The 1,419-nt window shown below is 75.6% G+C and carries 2 protein-coding genes; one reads left to right on the top strand and one right to left on the bottom strand.

Going from position 1 to position 1,419, the window contains the following annotated elements; all coding sequences use genetic code 11:
• The coding region (locus ABEB16_RS11155; RefSeq protein ID WP_345712325.1) for a DUF3500 domain-containing protein at positions 1 to 668 on the top strand (668 nt) is incomplete at its 5' end.
• Between the two features lie 18 nt (positions 669 to 686).
• On the opposite strand, the gene ABEB16_RS11150 is transcribed toward ABEB16_RS11155, so the two are convergent.
• The coding region (locus tag ABEB16_RS11150; protein WP_345712324.1) for a 5' nucleotidase, NT5C type at positions 687 to 1,419 on the bottom strand (733 nt) is incomplete at its 5' end.

Genomic DNA, 1,419 nt, shown 5'->3' with positions numbered 1-1,419 from the left:
TCGCCACCCCGTGCGCGCTGGGGCAGCAGCCCACCGAGTACGACGGCGTGCTGCACCCGCTGGCCGACGACGAGCAGCTGGCCTTCGCGCTGCTGCACTCCCTCGACGACGCCCAGCGGGCGCGGGCGGTCGTCCACGACGTGGCACCGGCGGACTTCGTCACCCGCCAGGTCCCCGCGATCGGCGCGTTCGAGGTGCCGGACCACTACGACCTCGGCATGCCCGGCTACACGATCACGGACGTCGACCGCAAGGCGCTGACCCTGACCCGCGAGGCGCCGTCGGGGATCGGCGGCGACGAGCTCGGCCCGGCGCAGCAGGAGGCGCTGTGGCGGCTGCTGGACTGCTACCTGCAGCGGCTGCCCGCCGAGAGCGCGGCGGCGCACACCGCCGAGCTGCGCGAGCGCGGGATCGGGCGGGTGCACTTCGCGTGGGCCGGTGCCCAGCGGCGCGGGGCACCGCACTACTTCCGGGTGCAGACCGACCGCTTCCTCGTCGAGGCCGTCAACGCCGTGGCGGGCGGCAACCACCTGCACACCGTGCTGCGGGACGTCGGCGAGGACTTCGCCGCCGGCCTGCTGCGCTCGCGCGCCGGCACCGACGGCCGCTGGGGGCGGGGCCACCTGTCAAGCCGCACCACCTCCAGCGCGGCGGCCGGGGAGCGCTGAGCGGCCGGGGGGCCGCGCTCAGCGCCCGACGAGGCAGATCTGCTGGCGGCCGGTCGGGGCGAGGTCGACCCGCCCGGCCGCGGCGGGAACCGGCGCGGGAACCGCGGTGCGGACGGGGCGGGGCGCCCGTCGCGGCGCCAGGAGCACCCCGCGGCGGGTGCGGGCCTCCTCGACCTCGGCCAGCACCTCGCGGTAGTCGACCCAGTCGACGTGGCGGCCGGGCACGTCGGCGTTGTAGGGCGCGCGGAAGAGCAGGTGGTCCCAGGCCGGCGTCAGCGCACCGGGGACGGTGGGGCGGTCGTCGAGCAGCACGTCACCGGCGACGAGCGTCTTGTCGCGGGTGAGGATCATGCGGGTGGTCCACTCGTGCCCGAGGTGCTCCTCCACCCACTCGTACTTCTCGCGCACGCAGTGGCGGTAGTCCTGCACGGGGGCGGTGCAGATGCGCACGTCGTGCCCGTCCGCCAGCAGCCCCTGCATGCCCGCCACCGCGCCGGGCAGCACGGGCAGGTCGCGGAAGAAGCCGGGCGCGGTCATGACCTGGAGGATCTGCGCCGCCCACTGCATGCCGTAGTCGTCCTGGATCCAGTAGGTGCGCGAGCGCTCGCGGGGGTGGAAGGGCGCCGTGGGGTGGGTGCGGCGCCAGGCGGCGTCGAAACCCGCGCCGAAACCCGCGAGGACCTGGTCCTGATCGACGAGCACGAGCACGTCGCCACCTCTTCCTGTCGGCTCCGCGGGCCACCACCACGCC

This window comes from Kineococcus glutinatus, from assembly GCF_039542765.1.
Lineage (GTDB): Bacteria > Actinomycetota > Actinomycetes > Actinomycetales > Kineococcaceae > Kineococcus_A > Kineococcus_A glutinatus.
This window is presented reverse-complemented; position numbering and strand designations above follow the sequence as displayed.